This window comes from Draconibacterium sp., assembly GCF_041583095.1.
Taxonomy (GTDB): Bacteria; Bacteroidota; Bacteroidia; order Bacteroidales; family Prolixibacteraceae; genus Draconibacterium.
In genome coordinates, this window is the sequence record NZ_JBFHGM010000267.1 from 1 (window position 1) to 7,046 (window position 7,046).

Sequence of the window (7,046 nt, forward strand, 5' to 3'; positions counted from 1 at the left end):
AACATGGTCGATAATATATTGACCGGAAAAGAAATGCTGGCCGAAGAAAGCGATGAAGAAATGCGCGAAATGGCGCGTGAGGAAATCGAGGAATCGGAAAAACGCATACCTCAGATTGAAAAAGAGGTAAAACTTTTGCTTGTTCCTGCTGATCCGGAAGATGCGAAAAATGCAATTCTCGAAATCCGTGCCGGAACCGGTGGCGACGAGGCAAGTATTTTTGCCGGTGACCTGTTCCGTATGTACAGCAAGTTTTGCGAACAAAAAGGTTGGCGTATGGAAGTTACCAATGCCAACGAAGGTACGGCTGGCGGTTTTAAAGAAATTGTTGCCAACATTACCGGCGAAGGTGTTTACGGAATCCTGAAATACGAATCGGGAGTACACCGTGTGCAACGTGTGCCACAAACCGAAACGCAGGGCCGTGTACATACATCGGCAGCAACTGTGGCAGTTCTTCCTGAGGCCGACGAGTTTGATGTGGAATTGCGAACCGAAGATATCCGTCGTGATGAATACTGTTCGTCAGGCCCCGGTGGACAGTCGGTGAACACTACTTACTCAGCCATTCGTTTAACACATATTCCAACAGGAATTGTGGTGACTTGTCAGGATCAGAAATCGAAACTGAAAAACCTCGACAAAGCAATGGCCGAATTACGTACGCGTTTGTACAATATGGAGTACCAGAAATACATCGATGAGATTTCATCGAAACGTAAAACGATGGTATCAACCGGCGACCGTTCGGCAAAAATCCGCACGTATAACTGGCCGCAAGGACGTGTAACTGATCACCGTATTAACCTTACACTGTATAACCTGCAGGCAATTATTGGCGGCGAAATCGATGAGATCATCGACAAACTGATGATTGAAGAAAACGCCGCAAAACTAAAAGAAGCAGAAATTTAAAAACAATAAAATGGGAGTCTTCGGACTTCGGTCTTCCGGCTTCCGACTTTTTATCATGAATCAAAAGCAACTATTTGAGCAGATCCAAAAAAAGCGCAGTTTCCTTTGCGTTGGTTTGGATACCGATATTCAAAAAATTCCGCAACACCTGAAAGACACATCAGATCCGATCTTTTCATTCAATAAAGAAATTATTGATTCAACCGCCGAATTCTCGGTGGCGTATAAACCCAACCTGGCGTTTTACGAAAGTTTGGGATCAAAAGGAATGGAAAGCCTGGAAAAAACGGTGATGTATGTAAAATCGAAATACCCTGAAATTTTTGTAATTGCCGATGCCAAACGTGGCGATATTGGTAACACATCGAATTTGTATGCACGGGCATTTTTTGATCATCAGGATTTTGATGCGGTAACAGTTGCACCGTACATGGGCGAAGATTCAGTAAAACCGTTTATGACTTACCTCGACAAATGGGTAATTCTTTTGGCCCTGACATCGAATAAAGGAGCTTACGATTTCCAGTTTATAGAGGACAAAGAAACTGGCGACAAACTGTTTGAAACTGTTTTAAAAACTTCGCAAAACTGGGGAACCACAGAAAATCTGATGTATGTGGTTGGCGCTACAAAAGCCGAAAAACTAAAAGAAATTCGCGAGATCGTTCCCGATCACTTTTTGTTGGTCCCCGGCGTTGGAGCACAGGGTGGCAGTTTGCAGGAAGTGGCTAAAAACGGAATGAACAGCAAATGTGGTTTGTTGGTGAACTCATCGCGTGGAATCATTTATGCATCGTCGGAAGCTGATTTTGCAGAGAAAGCCGGTGCTGCTGCCGAAGAAGTTCAGAAAGAAATGGAAGTATTGCTGCAGGAAGCCGGATTGATTTAGATAAAGATTCGCGCTTTGAAAAGGAAAAAGGGATGTCGTTTGTATCGGCATCCCTTTTTCTTTGTGTCTTCGTGACTTTGTGTTCGTCTTTCCTCCTAAATCTGCTCCCAACCTCTTCGGTAAGTATGCCTGATCCACTCTTCGGCCATTTTTAATGCAGGTAGTGTTTCGTATTGTTTATCAAATGTTGGGTCACCGTTTATTACCTCAAAATTGTCCTTTTTCAATACGCGGATAGTATCCGACGGGCTGATATTTTTAAAACGCATATTTGGACCGTCCCACTCCAGTTTACGCTGAAGACTTTGCAAACGAACGGCCAGCACACCCATAACAACCATTTCGTTCAGTGGTCCGGCATAAGAAAAGTTCGACGAAGCTTCAACCCGGGCATCTTTACTTTCTTTGCAGGCACGTATCCAGTCTTGTTCGTGGCCGCCTTCCATGGCATTCGAAATACGTCGGATGGTTTTATCCGGTTCCTGGAAATGTGCCATCTCCGAAGTTGGCAATAAGGTTGGATTTGCCGCGTAGGTACCACACATAATTTTCCCACGTGTGCCGTAAAAAATACAACCGCCTCCATCATCGCCCATTTGTTCGCCGTCTTTTAATTCATCGGGGCGGGGAGGCATAAAACCACCGTCGTACCAATGCACGGTAACTTCGGGCATGGCTACTTTTGGCAGGTTATCGCGACGATCAAATTCGTAACGAACAAACTCTGCATTGGGTGCCGAATCGTTGTTAAAAGGCGTTGAACTGCCTTCAACCGTTTTTGGATATTGTAAATTCAGTGCTTTAAAAACAGGATCGAGAATATGGCATCCCATATCGCCGAGTGCTCCGGTGCCAAAGTCCCACCAGCCACGCCAGTTCCACGGGTGGTAAATGGGGTTGTATTCCGTAAATTTTGCCGGCCCGATAAACAAATCCCAGTCTAAAGTTTTGGGCACGCGTTTCCCTTTTTCGGGGCGTGTTAATCCTTGCGGCCAAATCGGGCGGTTGGTCCAGGTGTCTACATGCGTGACCTCGCCAATTTTGCCGGCCCAAATCCATTCGCAAATTTGCCGTATACCGTCAGCCGAATTTCCCTGGTTACCCATTTGTGTGGCAACGCCGTAGCACGCTGCTGTTTCGGTCATAATCCGCGATTCGTAAACCGAATGCGTTAATGGCTTTTGCAGAAAAACATGTTTGCCTTCGCGCATGGCCATTAATGCCGGCAGGGCGTGCGTATGGTCCGGAGTGGCAATCATCACTGCGTCAATATCTTTCTGTTCTTCCAGCATCACCCTGAAGTCCTTATATTGTTTGGCACGGTACCAGCGTTCAAAGGCATTTCGCCCGGCGTATTCCCAATCCACATCGCATAAAGCCACGATGTTTTCGGTTTCCATAAATTTCAGGTTGGTAAAACCTTTTCCGCCAACACCAATTCCGGCAATGTTGAGTTTGTCGCTGGGAGCTTTATGCCCCAAACCAGCTATAACGTTTGATGGAAGAATTGTGGCAGCAGCAATACTCGTTGCTGTTGTGCCTATGAATTTTCTGCGTGATAAATTGCTCATTTTCTTGTTTTCGAAAAAATACCCGGAAAAATAGAAAAAATCTTAGGCTTAACCTACTGTTTAAGGTTTTTGAAGAAAGATTAACACTAATTTGCTGTCAGCAAAAAAAAAGAAGCGACTTGTAAAAGCCGCTTCTTTGAAGTTTCATGGCGTTGAAATTATTTTAGACTATTCAATTGGCAGAATAACTGCATCAATTACATGGATGATTCCATTTGATGCTGAGATGTTAACAAAACCGGGTACCAGCATCGCGGTATTTCCAACTGCCCAAATTTTCAGATCTTTGTCAACATTAAATGTAGCACCTTCCAGTAGTGTTTCAATTGTTTTCGGGTTCTTTTTAGGAACTACACTGTTTGCAGCTCTTCTTCCGTCAGTTACATGATACAACAAAACATTCAAAACTAAATCGGCCGGTAGCTCATTAATGCTTTCCACTCCCAAAGCATCGTAAAGGGCCATAAATGCGTCGTTTGTCGGAGCAAATACGGTGTATTGGTCGGTACCATTTAAAAACATGTCAACCAAGCCGGATCCCAATTCTCCGTCAACATAAAAAAGTGCACCAACCAGTTCTGAAAAACCAGCATCAATTGCAATTGCAGCAATAGAAGCATCACCCGGAGGTAACGATTTTCCGGCTTTTAGCATCGAGTCATCACTAAGTTCACTTTGAGGGATGTAATCATCGTTTTCTTTTTCGCAGCTAACAAATGCCATACTTACAATTATTGCTGCGGCGAAAGCCAAACTTCTTAAGTTTAACATGTTCTTAAAATTTACTGTTTTCATTGTTGTAGATATTTAATGAGTATTAAAAGTATTTATCTGAACAACAATAATTTCTTTAATAATGTTTAAGTAAAAACATAAAACAGTAAACAAAAAGCATAAAAATGTCTGAAATATAATCTATAATACCTATTAATAGAGGTTTTTGGTTTAAATGTTAAAAAAAGTAAAAAATGTATTATGGATCACATTGAAAAGTTGGTGGAGAAGAAAAAAAAGAGTCTCTCTCCAGACGTTTCAGTATTGAGCCAAGTCACCTACCATAAGCAGATTACTTTTGGCTTATCAGCCGGATTCTACTCTTTGGTTTAGCCCAAAGAGTAGACAGAAAACCCAAGGCTGCGCCCGTTTCTCTCGGAAAATCTACGCGATGCCGACTAAAATTACTGAACTCGTCGTACCGCCTCGAACAGCAGTAATTTTTTAACGTCGTCACCGCTTGTTTTCCGGCTCACCGGCCGAGGCCGAGCTTTGATGCAGCGGCCTTACATAAGTGGACGGCCTCTTTTGATTGTTGCCCGAAGTTGAAATAAAACCTTAGTGAGAGCGGGAAGCTCCGAGTGGGCGAGGAGATCACCCGTCCGAACTTAGGTTTTATGAAAACGCAGGGAAAGGATCAGAAGCAGCCTTGAATTTTCTGTTTCGTCTTTGCTTCAAGTTGGAGCAAAGCGGAAATCCCGACATTTCGTCGGGGGCAAAGATGAAAGCCGCCGGCAGGCAGAAAGTTACAGTTCTTCTCTTGATGTCTATAAAATTTTTAATCCACCGGATTTTACGGGTGATCCTGTATTATGCATGCATGCTTGATTAACAACAATAAAAAAACCGAACTAAAAAGTCCGGTTTTTTTGCTGCGATATTTTATAAGCTATTAGCTTGCTTTTAATCGTCGGATACCCGATTTGTCGATCTGACTTTCGGCGTATTCTTTGGTAATGCGTAGCTCTGAAATTTCATCTGAAGGCGCATCAAACATGGCATCGTTCATAATGTTCTCGCAAATCGAACGCAAACCACGTGCACCGAGTTTAAACTCTATGGCTTTGTCAACAATGTATTCCAACGCCTCTTCGTCAAATTCCAACTCTATGTCATCCAGTTTAAACAGCTTTTTGTACTGCTTGATAACCGAATTCTTTGGCTCGGTTAAAATGCTGCGCAGTGTTTCTTTGTCTAAAGGATTAAGGTAAGTAAGCACCGGCAAACGACCGATGATTTCCGGAATCAGCCCGAATGATTTTAAATCCTGTGGCGAAACATACTGAAGCAGGTTTTCGCGCTCGATGCGGTCGGCATCTTTTGCGGCGCTGTAACCAATTACTTTTGTATTCAGTCGGTTGGCAATTTTGCGCTCAATACCGTCAAACGCACCACCACAAACAAACAATATATTTTTAGTATCAACAGGAATCAGCTTTTGTTCCGGGTGTTTACGTCCTCCTTGCGGCGGAACATTTACAATGGAGCCTTCCAGCAATTTTAATAAACCTTGCTGAACACCCTCGCCTGAAACATCACGGGTTATCGATGGATTATCACTTTTACGTGCGATCTTATCAATTTCATCAACAAACACAATTCCGCGCTCGGCAGCTTCCACATTGTAGTCGGCAGCTTGTAACAAGCGTGTTAACAAACTTTCAATGTCTTCGCCAACATAACCGGCTTCGGTAAGTACAGTTGCGTCAACTATTGTAAACGGAACATGCAGCATTTTTGCAATGGTGCGTGCCAGCAACGTTTTCCCTGTTCCGGTTTCGCCAACCATGATGATGTTCGACTTTTCGATCTCGGTCTCGTCGTCTTCAACTTTTTGAGTTAATCGTTTATAATGATTGTAAACCGAAACCGAAAGCACACGTTTGGCACGATCTTGCCCGATAACGTATTGATCAAGAAAATCCTTGATCTCTTTTGGCTTAAGCAGTTTGATGTCATCCAGGTCGAAAGAGTTTGAAGTTTTCACCTCTTCCTGGATAATCGAATGAGCCTGATCGGCACAACGGTCGCAAATGTGTCCGTCAATCCCTGCAATCAGAAGATTTACTTCCTTCTTTTCCCGTCCGCAAAACGAACACTTATCCATCTTCTCTTTATTTGACATTATTTGTTATTTCTAACTAAAATTTCATCAATCATACCATAGTCTACTGCCTCCTGTGCGGTCATCCAGTAGTCGCGGTCTGAATCTTTTTCAATTTGTTCCAGTGTTTGTCCCGAGTGGTCGGCAATTATGGTATACAATTCTTTTTTGATCTTCATGATCTCGCGGGCTGTGATTTCAATGTCAGAAGCCTGTCCCTGAGCACCGCCCATTGGTTGGTGAATCATTATGCGGGAATGTGTTAATGCCGAACGTTTTCCTTTCTGTCCGGCTGTCATCAACACAGCTGCCATTGATGCAGCCATACCTGTACAAATGGTTGCAACATCGGCCGAAATGTATTGCATGGTATCGTAAATACCTAAACCAGCATAAACAGAACCTCCGGGCGAGTTAAAATAGATCTGAATGTCTTTCGACGGATCGGTTGACTCGAGGAACAGTAACTGTGCCTGAATAATGTTAGCTACAGTATCGTCGATTGGTACGCCAAGGAAAATAATACGGTCCATCATCAAACGCGAAAACACATCCATTGACGCGATGTTTAACTGGCGCTCTTCAATAATTGTTGGCGAAATATAGTTGCCATAGGCCGATGTATATCTGTCCATTGTTAAGCTGCTGATACCGGCATGCTTAGTTGCGTATTTTCTAAATTCGTTGTTGTCCATTTTTTATAAGTGCTTGTGTAAAAAAAATAACTTTGCAAATACGTTTATCACGATTCACAAAGTTATAAAAAAGATTCATGCTGATGCACTCAGCAAAA

General features: G+C 43.1%; 6 protein-coding genes. 2 read left to right on the top strand and 4 right to left on the bottom strand.

Annotation, left to right across the window (positions count from 1 at the left end; all coding sequences use genetic code 11):
* Positions 1 to 915 (top strand): peptide chain release factor 1 (prfA, locus tag ABZB17_RS18580; protein ID WP_372652393.1); only part of this gene is annotated, 915 nt, incomplete at its 5' end.
* A 10-nt stretch (positions 916 to 925) separates the two neighbouring features.
* Positions 926 to 1,804: an orotidine-5'-phosphate decarboxylase gene (gene pyrF, locus ABZB17_RS18585; protein ID WP_372652397.1), complete on the top strand. Its 879-nt coding sequence runs from the start codon at positions 926 to 928 to the stop codon at positions 1,802 to 1,804.
* Between the two features lie 95 nt (positions 1,805 to 1,899).
* Here pyrF and ABZB17_RS18590 read toward each other — a convergent pair whose 3' ends face one another.
* From ABZB17_RS18590 to clpP, 4 genes are all read right to left on the bottom strand, one after another.
* Positions 1,900 to 3,375: a Gfo/Idh/MocA family protein gene (locus tag ABZB17_RS18590; RefSeq protein ID WP_372652399.1), complete on the bottom strand. Its 1,476-nt coding sequence runs from the start codon at positions 3,373 to 3,375 to the stop codon at positions 1,900 to 1,902.
* Positions 3,376 to 3,543: 168 nt separating this feature from the next.
* Positions 3,544 to 4,170, bottom strand: a complete 627-nt coding sequence (locus ABZB17_RS18595) for a fasciclin domain-containing protein (protein ID WP_372652401.1) — start codon at positions 4,168 to 4,170, stop codon at positions 3,544 to 3,546.
* An 871-nt stretch (positions 4,171 to 5,041) separates the two neighbouring features.
* Positions 5,042 to 6,256, bottom strand: coding sequence for an ATP-dependent Clp protease ATP-binding subunit ClpX (gene clpX / locus ABZB17_RS18600; protein WP_372652403.1), 1,215 nt, complete (start codon positions 6,254 to 6,256; stop codon positions 5,042 to 5,044).
* A 17-nt stretch (positions 6,257 to 6,273) separates the two neighbouring features.
* On the bottom strand, positions 6,274 to 6,948 hold the full coding sequence (gene clpP, locus ABZB17_RS18605; RefSeq protein WP_045026061.1) for an ATP-dependent Clp endopeptidase proteolytic subunit ClpP: 675 nt from the start codon (positions 6,946 to 6,948) through the stop codon (positions 6,274 to 6,276).
* Between the last annotated feature and the right edge of the window lie 98 nt (positions 6,949 to 7,046).

Bases quoted from the DNA above. Each gene is read 5' to 3' on its own strand.
- pyrF (WP_372652397.1), top strand. From the start codon at position 926: ATGGGAGTCTTCGGACTTCGGTCTTCCGGCTTCCGACTTTTTATCATG.
- ABZB17_RS18590 (WP_372652399.1), bottom strand. From the start codon at position 3,375: ATGAGCAATTTATCACGCAGAAAATTCATAGGCACAACAGCAACGAGT.
- ABZB17_RS18595 (WP_372652401.1), bottom strand. From the start codon at position 4,170: ATGAAAACAGTAAATTTTAAGAACATGTTAAACTTAAGAAGTTTGGCT.
- clpX (WP_372652403.1), bottom strand. From the start codon at position 6,256: ATGGATAAGTGTTCGTTTTGCGGACGGGAAAAGAAGGAAGTAAATCTT.
- clpP (WP_045026061.1), bottom strand. From the start codon at position 6,948: ATGGACAACAACGAATTTAGAAAATACGCAACTAAGCATGCCGGTATC.